Here is a 17,570-nt window from a genome sequence, read left to right as displayed (position 1 = left end):
CCCACATGATATTCCTGAGTGAGTAGCAGAACTTATGATTACTAAGGAATATTAACCATGATTAAGAATAGCGATACATCAACCCAAGCTTCAATGCAGGCAGTGGCGATAAGTACTAAACAAGTAGAGTCTAGTGATGACTTACCAATGACGGATAAGAGTGAGCAAAATAAAGCCACGTTATCAGCAGATAAGGTAGCAAAAATGCAGCAAGTTGACTTAGATAGCCCAAGCTTTATTCTGGGCTATAACTAGTTCAGCGGTGCAAAGGATGTCGATTGATATGAAAAAAACATCTTAGCCGTACGGAGCATTCGTTGCTCGATTTCCTTAGCGGCTATTTCAACTACTTTTATTTCAATAGGTTTATGTTAATAGGTAATGACGCTCAGGTCGTCCGACTGTGCCATATTCAATATCGGCGATAATATCATTACAGCTTAACAAGTACTCTAAATAGCGCCTTGCTGTGGTACGGCTAGTGCCAATACATTCAGACATAGACTCAGCGGTATAAGCAGTAGCAGCATTATCACTTAACACAGTACGAATTTTATCTAGCGTTAACGAGTCAATTCCCTTAGGTAATGATGCTTGCTCATTGATGATTATTGCTGGTTTTGACTGACTAATTAACTTGCCCTTATTATGAAATAATTCATCAAGATCATCTTGTTCAAAGGGCTGATCAGTGCTTAAACGCTCACGGTATTGCAAATAACGTTTTAGTGTTAACTTTAACCGAGAAAAGGCTAATGGTTTTAAAATATAATCAAAGGCTCCGTATGACATAGCCTCTTGAATCACTTCGCTATCTTTGGCTGCTGTTAACATAACAATACTGATATCTGCGGCACTTAAGTCTTGCCTGACATATTTTAATACGTCCAAGCCATTACTATCTACTAAGCTGACATCAAGAAAAATAAGTTCCGGCTTAAAGCTGTCAAGTAGGTCTTTTGCCTCAGCGGTATTTTGCGCGATACCAATGACCTCAAAGCCCTCTTCATTATTAATAGTCTTCGAGATGATGTTAGCAATACGCATATCATCTTCAACAATCAGTACACTGTTTGTTTTTATCACCTAATTCACTCCTGTTCGATAGCTACTTTTAGTTATTATTATTCGTTTTTATTGGGCTATTTAGGTATATAAACCGTCATAATTGTGCCACCTGTTTTTGCCCGGGTTATGGCTAAAGTACCGTCCACTTGATCTAAGCAATTTTTAACTAAAAACATACCTATGCCGTGACCCATGGCATGTTTTGTAGTTTGACCAAAGGTAAAAATATCTTTAATAGCAGCATCACTCATCCCGACGCCAGAGTCTTCGATTTCAAAGATGATATCTTCACCCATATCGGTAAACGATAATGTCACCTGAGCCGGTTGCGCTTTATTACTACTGGCGGCATCAAAGGCATTTTCCAGTATATTACCGAGTATAGTCACCAATTTTGAGCGTGGTAGCTTACTCGGTACTTGCAGCAAACTGCTTTCATGATCAATAATTAGCTCAATTTTTCGTTCCTTAGCTACATCATATTTACCCAGAATAAGCCCGGCGATTATCGGGTCTGGCACAATGCGCATTAAAAAGGCAATTATCTCCTGATAACCTGAATTTTCCACCATAATCAAGTCTAAAGCATCTTCATAAGAGCCAATTTGAATAAGACCCCCTATGGTATTTAATTTGTTCGAATATTCATGGGTCTGAACTCTTAACATGGTGGAGAACTGTTTTACTTGCGACAGCTTCTCACTTAAATCAACCAGGTCATCTTTACGGCGAAAGGAAACAACCACGCCGTGTTGTTTATCACCAATCATTAAAGGCGTTTTTGTTAATATTATCGTTCCAGCTTCAATATCAACTTCTACATCTCGCCATATTCGGGAAGAGTTACTGGCAAAAATAAACTGGTAATCGGGTAAGAGGTCATGTACCGCGGAGCCAATTAAGTTCTGCTCGGTAATATTGGCTAAAATCTCAATCGCGATGGGGTTGCAACTGGTAATGATACCTTGTTCATTAATAACCACCACACCTTCAAGAATTGATTCGAGTACCGCTTTTCGTTCACTATAAACCCGTGAAATTTCCTCGGGCTCTAAGCCAAATATTTCATCACGATAACGTTTAGCAATATACAAAACCAAACAACAACCGGCGATCAAGGTAATACCAAAAACCCATAAGAAAGTATCACGATAATTACTAATACTGAGCATCATACCGTGCTCTAAATAACCGACCGAAACCAAGCCGATGATGGTACCGTCGTCTAATACAATGGGCGTTTTCCCACGAATAGATACCCCTAATGAGCCCTCGGCTTTGGAAATATAGGACTGTCCGAACCTAAGTGCTCTAATATTATCGCCACCTATCATGGCATGGTTTATTTTGTTCGGATCAGGGTGAGAATATCGAATACCCTGACTATCGCCAACAACAATAAAAGAGGCTGCTATAGCTTGGCGAATGGGTTCTACATAGGATTGAATAGGTTGGCTTTTTTTATCGAGCAGCGCTTGCTGAATAATAGGGTTTTTAGCCAGCGTTTGTGCCACGGCAAGTGCTTTTTCACCTAGTTGCTGTTCAAACTCTTGTTCAAGGTAGGAAACGCTGAACATACCCAAAAAAATGATCTGTAACATAACCAATAATACCGACACTAAGGCTAACTTGTTATGCAAGCCCATTTTTTTTAACTTATTGGCGGTTTTCATCGGTGTTTCTTTTAAATAGGCACATAATAGCATCCATCGATAGTACTTAAAATATAGTTTATACTGATACGCGTAGCAGTATACCATTGCTGCGCGTATCAGCTTTACACATGTTAAAACTAATTCATTTAAATTTCAGCCACCTTCTCTTGGCTAGTTGAGCTACGACCGTTTCTCAGGGTCGAGATAACGGGCATAAGTAACACTAAGGCCGTTAGCGTTAATATACCAAGGGTAATAGGTCTATCCCATAAGAAAGAGATTGAACCATCATATAAGGTTAATGAACGACGTAGATTTTGCTCTAACATACCACCTAAAATGAAACCAAGGATCAACGGAGACATACTAAAGTTCAATAAACGTAAACCAATGGCTATTACGGCAAAACCGGCCATCATAAAGATATCAAAGGCATTAAATGATACTAAATAAACACCAATCAGTGAGAAGAACAGAATTAACACGGTTAATAATTGCTTAGGTAAGGTCAATGCTTTAGCAATATAAGGAATCAAGGGTAAGTTGATAAACAATAAGACGACGTTGCCAATATACATAGAAACAATGACTGACCAAAACACTTCTGGGTTATCAACAAATAAGCGTGGACCTGGCTCAATGCCATAGGACATTAACGCACCTAACATTACCGCGGTAGTACCAGAGCCTGGAATACCTAAGGTAAGTAAAGGCACAAATGAGCCACTACAAGCAGCATTATTTGCGGTTTCAGGAGCGGCTAGGCCACGTAAACTGCCTTTACCAAATTTTAGTTTCTCTTTCGCTGAAGCTAAGTGTCGTTCCATACCATAAGCAAGAAATGAAGCTATCGTAGCACCGGCACCGGGTAACACACCAACAAAGAAGCCTAACACTGATGACCTAGCAACGGTAGGCGCCATCTCTTTTATTTCAGCTCGAGTGAGTTTTAAGCTACCTACTTCTGTAGTAACCGAAGCAATACCTAACTTTTTATCTCTATTATTACTGATGATAGAGAGTAATGCCTCTGACAAAGCAAACATAGACATAGCTATTAATAAGAAACTAATACCATCAAGTAAGTCAATTTGACCAAAGGTAAAGCGCTCTACGCCAGAAGCTTGATCCGTACCAACCGTTGATAACATTAAACCAAATAAGGTCATCATGATTGATTTAAGGAAGCTACCTTTATTAGAAAAAGCCGCAATAGCAGTTAAACCCAATAATAATAAGGCAAAATAGTCCGGCGATTGAAAGCTTAAAGAAACTTTCGCTAACATAGGTGCTGCCACAAGTAAAAAGACGGCGGCAATAGTGCCACCACTAAATGAAGCATAAGCGGCAATAGCAAGCGCCTTGCCTGCTTGACCTTTACAAGCCATAGGGTAGCCATCAAATGATGTCGCTACTGTGCCCGCAACACCTGGCGCATTAATCAAAATAGATGAGGTAGAACCACCAAAAATAGCACCGTAATAAACACCTGCCATTAAGATCATACCCGATGAAGGGTCAATACCATACGTAATAGGAATCATTAAGGCAATGGCAGTGATAGGCCCTAAGCCCGGCAACATACCAATAAAAGTGCCAACAAAACAGCCAAAAATAACAAACATTATGTTTTGCATTGACATCGCGGTTTGAAAACCGATAATTAAGCCGTCTAACATAGTATTATCCCCAAAGGTCGCCGGGTGATAAATAAATCCCCAGCAGTTGCGTCATAATTGCCCAAAAGACAATGACAACGGGTACGGAGGCAAGAAAAAGTCGTTTTTTACTTCGCTCACCCAGTATAAGAAAACCAAATATAAGAAAAGAAATGGTTGATAAAATAAAGCCAAACTGCTCTAAGGTTGCGCCGTAATACACCATTAACCCAATAAGACTTGCTACCTGAAGCCAGCTTTTCTTGTCAAAATCATCGACCGTTTTCTCTGTGTCATTAGTCGTGCGACTATCGTTAAGAATAGACATGATAATGGCTAAAACTGAGACTAGAATCCCTAATAATGCGTAGAGTTTAGGCATGGTTTGTGATGTAAAGACATCATATTCTTCACCTGGATATAAAGGAATTTGGTAGGCATGGTAGCCATAACTGACGCTAAAAATAAAAAATATTAATGCGCCAATGACATTTTTACTGATTTTCATAATTCACCTCAAACTGCATTACCCGGCTAAACCGATAAAACCGAATAATACAGCAGTCAACTAAAACGTTATTGCAACAAACGTTACTTCAAAAAGCCTAATTCACGCATTAGTACACCCAGATCTTTTTCTTGCTGCTCTAAGAAGGCATAGAACTCACTGTCTGGGTTGTACATATTAACCCAGCCGTTACGCTCTTGGATTTCGGTCCACTCAGGTGTCTCTTGTACATCACCCAATAACTTTGCATAAGCGGCAACTTTTTCATCAGACATTGTTGGTGCCGCAAAAAAACCACGCCAGTTGGCAAAGACTACGTTATAGCCCATTTCAGTTAAGGTCGGGGTATCAGGTAATACCTTCAGGCGCTCTTTTGAAGTAATAGCGAGTATGCGCACATCACCACTTTTTGCCATGGTAAGTGCTTCACCAACACCAGTAGAAAGAATGGCTGTCTCACCTGAAAGTAAAGCGGCCATGGCTTTACCACCGCCATCATAGGCAACATAAACTAATTTACGTGGTTTTGCGCGACCGGCTTTAATTGCCATGGCCGCGACTAGATGATCTAAGCTGCCACGTGATGAACCACCAGAGAACTTCACTTTACGAGGGTTTTGCTTAAAATCAGCTAATACATCGCGCCAATCATAGTATTTAGAATCTTTACGTACCACAAAGGCACCAAAGTCAGCAATAGTACCGGCAACAGGCTTAAGATCACGGAATGATTGCGGGAAAACACCACTTAATGAACGCACGACAATGGGGGTAGAACTCACCATCAAGGTGTTTTTTTGTTTTTCTGCGGTTTCAATCATATAAGCGATGGCTTTACCACCGCCACCGCCAGACATGTTTTGATAAGAGGCATTTTCTAGCTTCCCCGATTTCATCAAGGCTTCGCCGGTACCACGAGCCGTACCATCCCAACCGCCACCAGGGCCACCTGGAATAAGAAAATGTATCTTTGTGATATCTATTTTTTCGTTCGCCACTACTGAAGTTGACACAAACGGAAGAAGACCAATAGCCATTGAGGCTAAGGTAAGTTGTTTAATATTCATATTGAATCCTAAAATTTTTAATTAAGGTTAACTTGCACTTATTGCTAAGCCCAAATAATCATTGGCTGGTAAACAAGTACCGCTAAAATAAGTACTGCACACGAGCGGTCAAGGCTTTACCATCAGTGATCTCGCCAACTAAATCTGCAGCGCCAGGGCCAGAAATATCAGAGAGCAAGTAATTGACCATGAATTTTATTTTTTTATTGAGGTAATAAGTAGTACCCAAGGTCAGCACTTCTGTCTCAGTACCTTGGTTATTTGATGTGGCATCAAATTGACTTATACGGGCAAATACTTCCCAAGCGCCACTGTCGGCAATAGGTGTTGGTGAATTGAAAACACCACGTTTCTTATATACTCTATGCTCACCCGTTAAGAAGTAACTGGCGGTAACATAATAACCATCGTAGCTGCTGTCATTAATACTCTCAACGGCATCGACATCTCGCACGGCATATTCCGCCTGAATAGACAAAGGTCCGTAAACTCCAGCAAACTCCAAGCCAAATTGAGTCATGTTATCTACCGCAAAAGTATCACCACCGGCGGCATAGTTAACCAAACGAACATTGGTATTACGCACTTCACCACGAGCGAATTTGGCACTCAGTTTATCACCACCCATGTCACGTTGTGATCCCCAAACACCAAAGTGTAAGGTTTCACCTTTATTATGAATTGGTGACCAAGTAAAACGACCGGTCAATGACAAATTAAGATCGCCATTTTCATCTTGTCCGTTAGTACCAAAACTGCCACCTTTGTATGCGCCAACAGCATAACGAAGACCTGTGCTTTTAAAGTATTGATATGCAGAAGCACCATATTTAAAATAAGGTGACATTACGTTAGCCAACATAGGTCGAGAAATAGCAGTAATGTGTTTACTACTCGTTAACGCTTCTAAACTGATATCTTCACGAATTTTACCTAACTTTATGGTTGGGCCATTTTCAAAACCCTTATAACGTAAGCGAGCTAAAGTAATTTCACCTTTGTCTTCAGAAAAATCAAGCAATAGCTTGTAATCCCAATTATCGACCTGACCTTGAACATAAGTTCGAACACGACGCGGGAAAAGGTCTGAACCTGTTTTACCCTCATTGCCTGCGTTATAGGCGCCATCAAAAATGTTATAATCTAATTGAAAACGACCACCCATTTCAAATGACTTTTTACCGTCTTGGCTCTCTACTTCCAGACCGCCACCTTTGGTTTTTACCGTTGGCGCTTGTTTGATTTCTGCTACCGCTATGCTTAGTTCTGCAATTTGTTGTTGAAGTTTTTTTACTTCAGCACTTTCATTCGCTTGTGCAACCATAGGTAATGCCATAGCCACCGCTAGCGCTACACTTACACTAGCGATTCTACTTTTCGGGGTAAAAAGTACCTTTGTCTTTTGATGTTTATCTCTCATGAACTTAAATCCTTCTATTTGTTGTAATATAATTTTTATAAAGGTTTACAAGTACAATACCAAGCACATGCCATTCAAAATTGGCATCAGCCCCAACATTGGAAGGCTATATTTAAAGGATGAGTCGTTAAAAATATACAATGAGCAACTAAATAACTTTAAGAGCATAAAAACAGTTAACAACATAAAGTTCATGGGTGTTGGTGTTTATGTTTAACATAAAAATAATCGCTAAATAGCAAGCACTTAAACAGTATAGAAGATAAATGTCTCAATTAGCCTGAGGGGCACAAGGTCAAAAGCGATGGCACGGAAGTTTTTAGCTTAAACCTCGACAGCTACTTTATATAGATTACAATAACGGCACTTTCGCTTAGCTAAACAATCAAAATGTCTGAAACTAAAATCAAGTTTGAACTAGAAAAAGAAAACAAAAACAGTGTTCGTTATAAAGAAATCCCCAAAGATGGCATGCCACCCATTTTAGGCACTATTTATGTACAAAAATGGTATGCGGGTAATAGTAAGTATCTAGAAGTGACGGTTACTAAGGTAGATTAACGCCTGGTGTTATCGCTCAGCCAATCTACCTTTAGCAAGAAAAAAAGACCTTAAAACGAAAAAACCAGAATACCTTATTAAGGTAACTCTGGTTTTTTGTATAAACCGTCGGTTTTACTGACGGTTTTGATTTATGCTAGTTATGCTTGATATAACATAGCTAGAAAATCTTTAGACTCATTCACTTTGGTAAATTTAAACAATTGCGAGCCCGCTTGGTCTTTAACAACAACATTGAATTTGTTGATTGAAATAGACTTTACTGGTGTTGTAATGGCATAAACCTTACCTTGATAAGTATAAGACATAATATAACTCCTTTATAACGCTCCGTATAAAAAAGGGTGAACTTCTTTATGCTGAGAGGTATGATTGCGTAAAAACGCAATATTAAAAAGCTCTATAGCTGTACAGTGTAAAACGAAAATAATACCATGAATAGACCGAAATAAATCCGGAATTTCATACAGCAAAAAGCTTTAATTAAATAACTTTTATAAGGTGTTGGCTGACTGTGAAAGGGAAAGACAAAACACGAAAAATCACTGAGGATTAACGTTATTTAGCCGAGGATTGCTAAACAACAAGGCAAATCTACAATACTTCGTTGATAAAGTAAACATTTATTTTTAAGTAGTTTAAAAAAGTGTCATTGCCGACTAAGTGACTAGGGCAATGACAACGGGTCTTGTTTTAGCCCTTTATCGATAAAATATCACAACCGACATTATCGAGTATTTTTTCTACGGTATTGCCAATAAATTTACCGTTATTAGCCATGCCCATCACTAATAAGTCCACCTGCTGCGTTTTAACCAACTCAGGTAATTCAAACTCGGCAGAGCCAGCAATAAGATGAGTCGACTTTTCATCAAAGGCATAATCACTCAGTAATTCATTAAAAGCTACTTGGTGATGATGCTTAATTGCATCGCTATACTCATGAAAATCACCATTCATTAAACTATGATCCATACCCACAGAGCTCATGCCTTGCCATAACTCTACTCCTATTGGCTGATAGCAGTGACAAATAAGGGTTTCCCCGTCAAATAGCTCAGCCATGACCAAGCCAGCTTGGATGATTTCAGCATCTAATTTTTCGGTTTTATTGTGACTTCTTTCCGGATCAACCGCCGCCATAACTCTACGGTACGAATAGTCGCTAATATTTTTAGTTAATAATAAAGGCACTGGGCAATGTTCCAGTAACTGCCAATCACAAGGAGTGAAAAATATTTTATTGATTATTGAGTTTTGCTTGGTTGACTTAACCACCAGTGACACGCCATTACTTGCTACCTGAGCCAACACGGCACAACTAACATCAGCATGCCAAACAACAGCCATGCTAACGTCTATATCATATAATTTAACTTCAGGTAAATACGTTTCTAACCAACGTAATTTAGAGGCTATGTATTCTTTTTGCAAAGCCGCTAATTGCGCTTGATTAAAGTTCCAATGACTAACAAACTCACTATTATAGGCGACTAAAAAAAGCTCGATACTTGCTGATGTTTTCTTCGCTATATTAATAGCTTGCACTAATGCGGCTTGGTGATCAGAACTAGAGTCCATAACTACCAAAATCTTGTTAATTGATTTCATAATTTTCTCCTAAGTATCAAGTACCTAAATAAAAGTACTTTAATAAACATCCCTATTAACTTAGACAATAACCTTAATGATTCCCCTTACTTTAAAAATTAGTTGAACTGACAACTTTTAGCAACCTATACCGAATAAACTAGCCAAAAAATTGCGCTAACTAAACAAAAAGACCAACGTTATTACCAAAAATAGCATTAATAAAGCGTGGCACCTTTTGCTTATGCTCGCTAGCAAATGTCCTTATTATTTATCTAACGTTTATGCTAGTTATTACCAAAACAATTAAATACAATTGACGACATCATCATCTTGTATAACTAACATGTATAACTAACATGTATAACTAACATGTATAACTAAACATCAGTTTAATGGCGCTTGGATAAAGTGTTGGCAATTTTTTAAGTGTGGTTTACCTGTTAGCTTTTGCTACTTTAAAATAAGCTATTGGCTTACTATTGTGGTAAATATTGCTGTGCCACGGCTAACCAACATACCTCTAACAGACCATGGTGATTGAATTGAGCGGATTAACCTTTTTTACTAAGCATGTATTAACACTGTTAACAGTATTTAGCTGTACCTTGATGGTATTTATAGTAAAAGCACAACCGCTTGTGCCTAGCACGTTAACCGCAGAACAGTTTAGCAAACTTCATCAATGTGATAAAAAGTTTGCCTATGATATTTATTTTCTAGGGAAAAATGTTGGCTATTTACATCGCACGATACAATGGCATAAGAACTCAGCCTCGGTCCAGGCAGTAGTAAGCTCTTACGGCGAGGTAAGTTTCCTTTGGCTTGACTCTACTTACCAGCAAAAAAGTACTATGCAATACTCGCCTCAGTATCAGCACTTTTTAACCACTAGTTTTTCACAACAACTAACCGGTATTAAAGCCAGAGTAATGAAAGCGGAAATGTCGGCTAATGGCCTTTCATCAAGGGTTACATTAAATACTGAGGTTTCTCACTACCAACAAAACAATGAAGACCAGCCCTTATATGATCTAGATACCTTAGGGGCACAAATACGACTCAATTTAATCCAAGGAAAAACACACTTTACCTTATTTCGCCAAGCAAGTAGTAAGGTTGAACGTTATAAATTTGAAGTTGTTGGCTTGGACGTTATTCACCATCAGCAATGGGGACCGATAACCACTATCAAAGTGGTTGAGGTTGGTGAGCATACCGATATCGTTTTATGGTTTTCGGCTAAACATGACCATCAACTAATAAAAGCGCAACTTGATATGATATTTTCTCCCGTTGTCTGGTTATCTTATTTTAGTAAACAATGTAAACAGTGAACGCTTATATTCTAAGTCCAAGACTTCTTAAACTTCATTTTACCTAAATCAAGCATATTAATTTGCTACACCATTAAAGTTGTCAACTATGCCTCTGGTTAATAATAGGTACTTTGGCTATGATTACTAAACGCATATGCTGTGGATTTTATCGTTTACTTTTCCTAAGTACAAATTTATGAGCAACATCTTATGAACAAAAAACCTGAGTCCTCAGTACAGAAAATAACAGTCCATCAGCTTGAGCCTGGCATGTATGTTTTGTCTGTTCGTACTAAAGGTAAAACTGTCAGCGTAAAATCTGAAGGCTATGTAAGTTCTAAAGAAAGTATCCTAAAACTGATTAAAGCTGGCATTACTCACTTAACCATAGATGCCAACCGGCAAAAACAAGTAGATAAAATCATGCCTGAAGTTAAGGAAAAAGAAACGCCAAACCAGTCAAAAAAAGCCAGTAAGAGTATTTCATTAGATCAGGAAATGGTCAAGGCCAGTAAACTGTATGCTGACGCAAAAAAATTACAACATAAAATGCTGAGTAGCCTTACCGAACACAAAACCATTAATATAGTAGAAGCAAAGGAGTCTACCGATGCCATCGTCGACTCCATCTTTCGAAATCAAGATGCCTTAGCTTGCATGACACGACTACGTATAAAAGATGAGTATTTAGTAGAACATTCTCTCAATGTTGCCATTTTAATGACTTTATTTGCTAAACATTTAGCCTTTGACCGTGAAATTATTGAACAACTGGCACTCGGGGCATTTTTACATGATATCGGTAAGGTATTAGTCCCGCCAGAAATATTACACAAACCCGGAAAACTCACTGTCCAAGAATTTACCGTGATGAAAAGCCATGTTGACCTAGGCATGGAAGTGCTAAAGGAGAGTTCAGAGTTGTCTGAACTTATCATAGAAGTAGTGCAACAACATCATGAACGTCTCGATGGTAAAGGCTATCCTAAACAGCTAAATGACCAACAAATCACCCAATATGGCCGTATGATAGCTATTGTCGATAGCTATGATGCTATGACGGCAGAGCGAGTTTATAAGGCCGGTATGCATCCAATCAAAGCCTTTAATCTTTTAATGAAAGATGCGCCAAATAGTTATGATAATGTTCTAGTTGAACAATTTGTCAACTGCCTTGGCATCTACCCAATAGGAACATTAGTAAAACTTACCAGTGGTAAACTGGGCCTGATAAGTCGTTTAAATAAAAGTAAGCCTTTACTCCCCTTTGTCCGAGTGTTTTATAACACTCGGCTTAATCAAGCCATTGCCATGGAAGAACTAGATCTTAGCCAGACTAAGTATAAAGATCAGATTGATTGCTGTATCAAACCTGACGAATTCAATATTAATTTACTCAGTTTTTTCAAGGCTGCTTTTTATAATTAATTCACTCATAGCTGATAACACCCTGCCCGACGAGGTAAGTGAATCGTCCAAAGTTCGCCTTCAGGGTAAATAAATATTAAATTTATCTCGCAATATATTGATAATTCTCTCTTCAGAGTTAAGAACTATTTATTGCCCTGAGCAACACCTATCCGTTAAAGGGTAAACTTGTTGTGCATAAGTAATTATTTTACGCCGATTTTTATTGAGTAGAAATAACTACTTGGTGTTTTTCCATAACAGGTTTACCGGTAAAAGCTTCTCTTGGTAAAGGATTTTGATGCGCCAGTTTAAAATCGTCACTGTTAATCCATTCTTTAAAAACGTTTTCATCCTGCCAATGAGTAAGTACTACATAGGGGGCATCAGCACTTAATGGTTTTAATATTTGCATGGAGACAAAGCCTGGTTGCTTATCGATTTCTCCAGCACGCTTGCGGAAACGATTTTCAAACTCATCTTGCCATTCTTCTGCTACTGGGATGCGATTTGCCACTATAAACATATTATTTCCTTTTCAAGTATCACACGTAAATTCATATCGTCATTTCCGTGTTGAGGGTTAAAAATTAAAAGCAAAGTAGTAACGATTTTTCGTTTAACCATAGATCAAAGCGGTAAATAGGCAAGTCATAGACATCCAATATTCTTATAGTAGCTTAAAAATTCTTAGCGAATTAATAAAGCTTAGATAACTACAAACCGACTGTTCTAATTAAAAAATAAGATGGCCAAATTTCTCGAACTTGAGCTTGCCAATTAGGCTCAACGCGGCCATCAGCCGATTGTAAAAGCCAATATCTAGCCCATTTACGCACCGTTTTTCCTGACTTGTTTAACTTTAGCGGCGAAAATCGACGTTGATAACAATTACCTTCATACTCAACAATAGCATTACTTTTGGCGCTCTTATGTAAGCTATCTAAGGCTGTAGTTATTAACTCAACCTCTGATAATGGCAATATTTTTTGTCTTTTTAAACACGCTAATATCGCTGCCTTCTCAATACTGACCTGCATATAATCATCTAGGTATGGGGTATAAACCATTCCTGTTAAACCATAAATAGAGGCAAGCTCTCTATCTGCTAATGCTTTTAAAGGAATTATTTTTTCATTAATCTCATTTAATTCACTGAGTAAATGAAGCTTATTTTGCAATTTAGACAAAGGATACTTTCCCATAAAATAACATTAACTTGCTGGGTCAATATTATTGGCAATACTGTTATTTAAGCGAAACCAGCCGGCAATAGCATATCGGTCTCGCCTAGCGGGTAATACTTCATGAGGAAATTCTTCACTTAAAAATACCACAACCGTACCAAAAGTAGGTGTTACGCTAATATGATTGTTATCACCAACGGGAGAATCGGGCGAACTCTCACCATAAATAACTAACTCGCCGCCATCATCTGCAGACCAATTTTGATTAAGATACACCACAATAGATAACACACGGTTACCTTCACCTTTAAAAGCGTCTTTGTGCTTCTTATAAAAATCGCCTTTAGCGTAATGAGAAAAATGGCTTTCAAAAGAGAATAAACCAAGAAACAAGTGGCTATTTAAATAAGCTTGTAGTGACTCAGACCATTTTATCCAAGAGCAACCTGCTTCGCTGTTGCTGGTGATCCAGCTAATTTCGTCTGTACGAATAAGATCGTCAATAATATGGTCTTTGCTGCGACCAATACCTGCACGTTTAAAGTCGTCATCTGACAGTTTGCTAATATGTTGTAATAACAGCTCACTTAAATTTTTAGGCAAAGCATGAGGGTGAATACTGTAACCCTTTTCAACAATGTCATTGGCTATTAATTCAAACAGTGATTTGTCACCACCAGAATGAGTTGTTTGGGCTTGGCTCAACGACATGCTTTCTTAGCAGGTAAAACTAACATTTAATTGATAATCTAATAAAGCGGAATATAGCTCATAATAACACTTTTCCGGCACATTAGCGTGGGCTTTTGTTATCAAAAACTGTGCGGAACTAGTCTTCGTTAGATGAATAGCTGACCGCTTTATTGGCGATTGAATATGAAAATCCTTTAGATATCAAATGCCGTAACGCTTTCTGTTTTAGCTTTATATCGTCAATGGGCTCGTCACCAAATTTTCTTGTTTTTAGGATTAGTGCTTTATCAAAATACTCTTCCTCGGTTGTTGCTATGGCACTAACGCACTCATTAATTGTTTGCGATGATAATCCTTTTGCATACAGTTTCTCTTTTATTTTATTAGGGCCTATTTTTTTCTCTGATAAACTAAGCGTTAAACGTTCCGCGTAGCGAAGATCATCGACAATTCCTCGCTCTATTAGATAATCTAGTGCCGGTTCATTGAATTGTGTATCGGCCTTAAACAGTAAATTAGCCTTTTGCAGCAATGTTTTAGCTGAGTAAGCACCATACCGCTCGATCAGCCACTGCATATAAGATAAGACGCGTTTATAAGAAATATCTTCAGGCTCGATATTTTTCTTTTTGTTATACATGGTAATGTTAATCCTATTGCTATTGCTGCCACAAAGCCCTTGCTATTACGACAGTTTAGTCGCGCTATCAGTGATATTAGCTTTACCCTTATTTCTTGTTATATATTGCATAAAAAAGTAAAACTTAGTTGGCCTTCAGTCAAAGCATTTAAAACTCAATGTAACCAACCTAAACTAACCAGCTTTCTAGTTATTGGCCAACAGTTTGATTACCCCCTTAAGTTTAGCGATAATTGCCGCTAGTTATAATCACACCTATGTCGCCGCATTTGCGTTAATCTTCAAACTCGAAGCCATAATTTTGTTAATCCCTATGGCGTTAACAACATCAATGCCAGCAATAATTGGCTTTAATTACTGGACAGGTCATCACGATAGAGTAAAACAGGCATACCGATATATGTTTGCCACTGTGCTAATCGCACAGCTTGTTATTGCCCTAGTGTTAAACTACACAGTTGATTTTTGGGCAAACTCATTATGTCAACACGATAGCGTAACCATACACTTAAAACATTATCTTACCTGGTTACCTTGGGGTTATATTGGCGCAGGATGCGTCATTGTTTATCAATCAACATTGAACGCCAAAGATAAAGCCATCAACGCCAGTGTATTAGCTATCATACACAGTCTATTACTGCTAATACCCCTTTGCATGGTTGGGATTCAGTGATGGTGAATACTCACTTTACCCTGCGTTAATGCTAGGGCATTTATTTGCTGGAGTATCTGTGCTGTATTTGTTTAGAAAAGCCGGCATTATCAAAATAAGGACAATTCCAATAAAAGAACAGCTTGCTACTTATAGCAAACGGATTAATTAAGTAGCCAAGTTAGCGCTGTATTAGCGAGATTGCTGGCGAACTACCTTGTGCTTACTGATTCAGTTGAATAGATCAAATGTGAATTAAGTTAATTATATTTGCTTCTGAGTAGAATGATGTTTACTGAAAGCACCTAAAGGGCAGTAAGCCCCTAAGTTAATTCGAATGAGTGAAGTAAAGAATGAAAATTAACTTAGCGAGATAAAAATTCTTTATCCCGCTGTTAAATGGCAATCTAGCCAAAGATGGCTCGCATTAAACCAATTACGTGTTCTACATCCTTACCGGCTTTAACTTGTTTAAGAATGGTATCTCGATTGGTTTGAACATAGTCAGGTATACCCTCTTGTGCCAGTGCTTGCTCAACCACTTCTTCAGGCGTTAATTTAACACGACTTCGACGAGTTGACTTGTAGGTACTTTTAACACTATTTAATTTTTTGTCACGAATGCGAAGGTAATTAGAGCCAAAGGCAAAGTCTTCATCGGCAAACATAAATAAGTCGACTAATACGGCACGAACTTGCCAAAGTTTGGCTTCACGTTCATCTTCAGGCTCTATTTGATGCCACCAGGCAAAAGTCCTCAATGTACCAATCATATCTCGCCAATAACTGTCAAAATCAAAAGCATTAAACTTGGCTATCGATAACCCTTGGCAAAGCACATCTATTTTTGCATTTGTTAAGGCAATAAATTGATCCGGACGCTTCATGGCTAATAAACGAGTCGCCGGTGCTAATGGCGCCTTTTCACCGCTTTTCTTTTCAACGGTGTAACGGGTGAATATTTTTTTGTAGGCACTGACAAATTTTTGATACTGCTTGGGTGTGACATCACCAGACTCTGGAATATGACTTAATGCTAGATCAAAGCTTTCAGGTTGCTGGGCTAATAAAGTATGAAACACTTTAGCGCCTTTGGTTGAAGCAAACCATTCAACATCAAAATTAAATTGGGTGTGACAATGCTGATTAGTATGTTTACCGGCAAAGGCAAGACGCTCTAGCTCAGTCATTTCGGTTAAACTTTTTACTTTTATCAGTTGAATATAATCAAGTAAAGCTAACCGTTCTTCTAGTGCATGTAAACTGGCTTGCTGTTCGATAAAAGCAGTGAATATTGGCCAGGGCGCAATACGTGCCATTTTAAACTGGCTAACACTTGCACCTAATACAAGTACTTGCTCTAGCTTTTTTAGAATGGGTAGTTGCTGTTCTTCAAGCAGATTCATATTTATACGGTTACGACAGACATCAATTAATTCTGTACACCAACCAAGAAAATCTTCCGGTCTATTTTCCACTTTGACAGCAGTAAGGTTTAAACTTAATTCAGTAACATGCTTTAAAGCATTTTGGTACGAAGCATTTTCGGCATCACTTAGTGCCATTTTCACAGGGGAAGATAAAAACTTTCTCATTTACGAATACAACTCCAGAAATTAGATCAGCATAAATTGACGAAAATAAATAGAAAACCCGCAGTGTTAACTACGGGTTTATATAAAGCAAAAAGCCCGTTACTTTCGTAACGGGCTTTTCAGTGCCTAAGCACAAATAGAAGTTTAGCAATGTCCCGCTACGCTCTCACATGGGCTTAACTGCAACATAAGTCACACGTCCATCGGCGTTTGCGTTTCATTATCGAAACTTAAATAGAAGTTTAGCAATGTCCTACTCTCACATGGGAACTCCCACACTACCATCGGCGCAACTGCGTTTCACTTCTGAGTTCGGAATGGGATCAGGTGGGGCCACAGCGCTATGGTCGCTAAACAAAAAAGGGTACAATCTAGAAATTTGATATAAATGATGTTTACAAAAGCAATTCAAGTAACACGAGTACGTGTTTTATATATTTATGTCAGTCTTCACACACACTTTATAGTCAAAAACTACTTGGGTGTTGTATGGTTAAGCCTCACGGGCAATTAGTATCAGTTAGCTCAAGACCTCGCAGTCCTTACA

The 17,570-nt window shown here is 38.4% G+C and carries 18 protein-coding genes and 1 rRNA gene; 5 read left to right on the top strand and 14 right to left on the bottom strand.

What is annotated here, in order from left to right; all coding sequences use genetic code 11:
• Positions 1–57: 57 nt before the first annotated feature.
• Positions 58–255 (top strand): hypothetical protein, encoded by a 198-nt coding sequence (locus tag MTCD1_RS15955; protein WP_057180446.1) that lies wholly within the window; start codon positions 58–60, stop codon positions 253–255.
• Positions 256–366: 111 nt separating this feature from the next.
• Here the strand turns inward: MTCD1_RS15955 and MTCD1_RS15950 are convergent, their stop codons facing one another.
• The 6 genes from MTCD1_RS15950 to MTCD1_RS15925 all read right to left on the bottom strand — a co-directional run bounded on the left by MTCD1_RS15950 (position 367) and on the right by MTCD1_RS15925 (position 7,292).
• Positions 367–1,086, bottom strand: coding sequence for a response regulator (locus MTCD1_RS15950; protein ID WP_082606458.1), 720 nt, complete (start codon positions 1,084–1,086; stop codon positions 367–369).
• A gap of 56 nt (positions 1,087–1,142) precedes the next feature.
• Complete coding sequence (locus MTCD1_RS15945) at positions 1,143–2,741, bottom strand: ATP-binding protein (RefSeq protein WP_057180444.1); 1,599 nt, start codon at positions 2,739–2,741, stop codon at positions 1,143–1,145.
• A gap of 128 nt (positions 2,742–2,869) precedes the next feature.
• Positions 2,870–4,402: a tripartite tricarboxylate transporter permease gene (locus MTCD1_RS15940; RefSeq protein WP_057180443.1), complete on the bottom strand. Its 1,533-nt coding sequence runs from the start codon at positions 4,400–4,402 to the stop codon at positions 2,870–2,872.
• A 4-nt stretch (positions 4,403–4,406) separates the two neighbouring features.
• The gene (locus tag MTCD1_RS15935; protein ID WP_057180442.1) at positions 4,407–4,889 is read right to left on the bottom strand and encodes a tripartite tricarboxylate transporter TctB family protein; all 483 of its coding nucleotides are present in this window, start codon (positions 4,887–4,889) and stop codon (positions 4,407–4,409) included.
• An 83-nt stretch (positions 4,890–4,972) separates the two neighbouring features.
• Positions 4,973–5,956, bottom strand: a complete 984-nt coding sequence (locus MTCD1_RS15930; protein WP_088568973.1) for a tripartite tricarboxylate transporter substrate binding protein — start codon at positions 5,954–5,956, stop codon at positions 4,973–4,975.
• Between the two features lie 82 nt (positions 5,957–6,038).
• Complete coding sequence (locus MTCD1_RS15925; protein ID WP_057180519.1) at positions 6,039–7,292, bottom strand: OprO/OprP family phosphate-selective porin; 1,254 nt, start codon at positions 7,290–7,292, stop codon at positions 6,039–6,041.
• A 474-nt stretch (positions 7,293–7,766) separates the two neighbouring features.
• On the opposite strand from MTCD1_RS15925, the gene MTCD1_RS21505 reads away from it, so the two are divergent.
• On the top strand, positions 7,767–7,937 hold the full coding sequence (locus MTCD1_RS21505) for a hypothetical protein (protein WP_197410260.1): 171 nt from the start codon (positions 7,767–7,769) through the stop codon (positions 7,935–7,937).
• 140 nt (positions 7,938–8,077) lie between these two features.
• Here the strand turns inward: MTCD1_RS21505 and MTCD1_RS21500 are convergent, their stop codons facing one another.
• Both MTCD1_RS21500 and MTCD1_RS15915 read right to left on the bottom strand, forming a co-directional pair.
• Complete coding sequence (locus MTCD1_RS21500) at positions 8,078–8,245, bottom strand: hypothetical protein (RefSeq protein ID WP_197410259.1); 168 nt, start codon at positions 8,243–8,245, stop codon at positions 8,078–8,080.
• 385 nt (positions 8,246–8,630) lie between these two features.
• Positions 8,631–9,548 carry a universal stress protein gene (locus tag MTCD1_RS15915; RefSeq protein ID WP_057180439.1) on the bottom strand — a complete coding sequence of 306 codons (918 nt, stop codon included), beginning with the start codon at positions 9,546–9,548 and terminating at the stop codon, positions 8,631–8,633.
• 515 nt (positions 9,549–10,063) lie between these two features.
• On the opposite strand from MTCD1_RS15915, the gene MTCD1_RS15910 reads away from it, so the two are divergent.
• Both MTCD1_RS15910 and MTCD1_RS15905 read left to right on the top strand, forming a co-directional pair.
• Positions 10,064–10,864, top strand: coding sequence for a DUF3108 domain-containing protein (locus MTCD1_RS15910; RefSeq protein WP_438819292.1), 801 nt, complete (start codon positions 10,064–10,066; stop codon positions 10,862–10,864).
• 192 nt (positions 10,865–11,056) lie between these two features.
• Positions 11,057–12,274, top strand: a complete 1,218-nt coding sequence (locus tag MTCD1_RS15905; RefSeq protein ID WP_057180437.1) for a cyclic di-GMP phosphodiesterase — start codon at positions 11,057–11,059, stop codon at positions 12,272–12,274.
• Between the two features lie 202 nt (positions 12,275–12,476).
• On the opposite strand, the gene MTCD1_RS15900 is transcribed toward MTCD1_RS15905, so the two are convergent.
• The 4 genes from MTCD1_RS15900 to MTCD1_RS15885 all read right to left on the bottom strand — a co-directional run bounded on the left by MTCD1_RS15900 (position 12,477) and on the right by MTCD1_RS15885 (position 14,773).
• Positions 12,477–12,779, bottom strand: coding sequence for an antibiotic biosynthesis monooxygenase family protein (locus MTCD1_RS15900; protein WP_057180436.1), 303 nt, complete (start codon positions 12,777–12,779; stop codon positions 12,477–12,479).
• Positions 12,780–12,969: 190 nt separating this feature from the next.
• Complete coding sequence (locus tag MTCD1_RS15895; RefSeq protein WP_088568972.1) at positions 12,970–13,443, bottom strand: hypothetical protein; 474 nt, start codon at positions 13,441–13,443, stop codon at positions 12,970–12,972.
• A gap of 24 nt (positions 13,444–13,467) precedes the next feature.
• The gene (locus MTCD1_RS15890; protein ID WP_057180434.1) at positions 13,468–14,151 is read right to left on the bottom strand and encodes a 2OG-Fe(II) oxygenase; all 684 of its coding nucleotides are present in this window, start codon (positions 14,149–14,151) and stop codon (positions 13,468–13,470) included.
• Between the two features lie 118 nt (positions 14,152–14,269).
• Positions 14,270–14,773, bottom strand: a complete 504-nt coding sequence (locus tag MTCD1_RS15885) for a regulatory protein RecX (protein ID WP_057180433.1) — start codon at positions 14,771–14,773, stop codon at positions 14,270–14,272.
• Positions 14,774–14,978: 205 nt separating this feature from the next.
• Between MTCD1_RS15885 and MTCD1_RS15880 the strand changes: the two genes are divergently transcribed.
• Positions 14,979–15,449: an MATE family efflux transporter gene (locus MTCD1_RS15880; protein ID WP_057180432.1), complete on the top strand. Its 471-nt coding sequence runs from the start codon at positions 14,979–14,981 to the stop codon at positions 15,447–15,449.
• 386 nt (positions 15,450–15,835) lie between these two features.
• On the opposite strand, the gene MTCD1_RS15875 is transcribed toward MTCD1_RS15880, so the two are convergent.
• Together MTCD1_RS15875 and rrf are read right to left on the bottom strand one after the other, a co-directional pair.
• On the bottom strand, positions 15,836–17,023 hold the full coding sequence (locus MTCD1_RS15875) for a hypothetical protein (protein ID WP_057180431.1): 1,188 nt from the start codon (positions 17,021–17,023) through the stop codon (positions 15,836–15,838).
• Positions 17,024–17,263: 240 nt separating this feature from the next.
• Positions 17,264–17,378, bottom strand: a 5S ribosomal RNA gene (gene rrf / locus MTCD1_RS15870).
• Between the last annotated feature and the right edge of the window lie 192 nt (positions 17,379–17,570).

The sequence above is a fragment of the Colwellia marinimaniae genome, from assembly GCF_002207865.1.
Taxonomy (GTDB): domain Bacteria; phylum Pseudomonadota; class Gammaproteobacteria; order Enterobacterales; family Alteromonadaceae; genus Colwellia; species Colwellia marinimaniae.
This window is presented reverse-complemented; position numbering and strand designations above follow the sequence as displayed.

Coding starts and splice junctions, on each gene's coding strand:
- MTCD1_RS15875 (WP_057180431.1), bottom strand. CDS start 17,023: ATGAGAAAGTTTTTATCTTCCCCTGTGAAAATGGCACTAAGTGATGCC.
- MTCD1_RS15890 (WP_057180434.1), bottom strand. CDS start 14,151: ATGTCGTTGAGCCAAGCCCAAACAACTCATTCTGGTGGTGACAAATCA.
- MTCD1_RS15955 (WP_057180446.1), top strand. CDS start 58: ATGATTAAGAATAGCGATACATCAACCCAAGCTTCAATGCAGGCAGTG.
- MTCD1_RS15940 (WP_057180443.1), bottom strand. CDS start 4,402: ATGTTAGACGGCTTAATTATCGGTTTTCAAACCGCGATGTCAATGCAA.
- MTCD1_RS15935 (WP_057180442.1), bottom strand. CDS start 4,889: ATGAAAATCAGTAAAAATGTCATTGGCGCATTAATATTTTTTATTTTT.
- MTCD1_RS15915 (WP_057180439.1), bottom strand. CDS start 9,548: ATGAAATCAATTAACAAGATTTTGGTAGTTATGGACTCTAGTTCTGAT.
- MTCD1_RS15885 (WP_057180433.1), bottom strand. CDS start 14,773: ATGTATAACAAAAAGAAAAATATCGAGCCTGAAGATATTTCTTATAAA.
- MTCD1_RS15930 (WP_088568973.1), bottom strand. CDS start 5,956: ATGAATATTAAACAACTTACCTTAGCCTCAATGGCTATTGGTCTTCTT.
- MTCD1_RS21500 (WP_197410259.1), bottom strand. CDS start 8,245: ATGTCTTATACTTATCAAGGTAAGGTTTATGCCATTACAACACCAGTA.
- MTCD1_RS15900 (WP_057180436.1), bottom strand. CDS start 12,779: ATGTTTATAGTGGCAAATCGCATCCCAGTAGCAGAAGAATGGCAAGAT.
- MTCD1_RS21505 (WP_197410260.1), top strand. CDS start 7,767: ATGTCTGAAACTAAAATCAAGTTTGAACTAGAAAAAGAAAACAAAAAC.
- MTCD1_RS15945 (WP_057180444.1), bottom strand. CDS start 2,741: ATGAAAACCGCCAATAAGTTAAAAAAAATGGGCTTGCATAACAAGTTA.
- MTCD1_RS15925 (WP_057180519.1), bottom strand. CDS start 7,292: ATGGCATTACCTATGGTTGCACAAGCGAATGAAAGTGCTGAAGTAAAA.
- MTCD1_RS15905 (WP_057180437.1), top strand. CDS start 11,057: ATGAACAAAAAACCTGAGTCCTCAGTACAGAAAATAACAGTCCATCAG.